The sequence below is a fragment of the Pseudomonas sp. EA_65y_Pfl1_P113 genome, assembly GCF_963970525.1.
GTDB classification, from domain to species: domain Bacteria; phylum Pseudomonadota; class Gammaproteobacteria; order Pseudomonadales; family Pseudomonadaceae; genus Aquipseudomonas; species Aquipseudomonas tritici.
The window spans coordinates 1-458 of the sequence record NZ_CAXAQM010000543.1; the positions used below are offsets into that span (position 1 = coordinate 1).

The following is a 458-nucleotide window of genomic DNA, read 5'->3' on the forward strand; positions in this document are numbered from 1 at the left end:
CGACAACCACATCGTCTGCTTTTTCCGAACGGCCTCATTGCCGGCCATCATGCCGGTGTCGTCGCCCTCCTCGGGCTCAGCATCGAGCTGCTTGGCCTTGTTGCGATTGAAGATGTCCCTGAGGCTCATGGCCGCACTCCGTTGGCGAGGCCCGAAGGCGTGACGATGTAGACGGTGGTGGCTTCACCGGGCTTGAGGTCCGGGTGCGGCACCGAGACCGCGATCGCGTTAGACGGCGCAATCGTCCCCTCACCGAGCGATACCGGCGCCTTGCCGGTGTTCTGGATCCGCAGGACCCGGCCTGCGATCTGCGCGCCGCGGTATTCTGAGATCATCTGCACCTTGAGAGCGCCGATCATTACGGCCGCCATCGACGCGGGCCGGATCTCGAAGCCATCGAGATTGGAATTCTCGTACATCGCCTGGACGAGGTTCGCGGATGCCTCCTGCGGGGTCGG

At 64.0% G+C, this 458-nt stretch carries 1 protein-coding gene; it reads right to left on the minus strand.

From position 1 onward, the window contains the following. Nucleotides 1–125: 125 nt before the first annotated feature. The coding region (locus tag AACY52_RS30985; RefSeq protein ID WP_339561493.1) for a type-F conjugative transfer system secretin TraK at nt 126–458 on the minus strand (333 nt) is incomplete at its 5' end.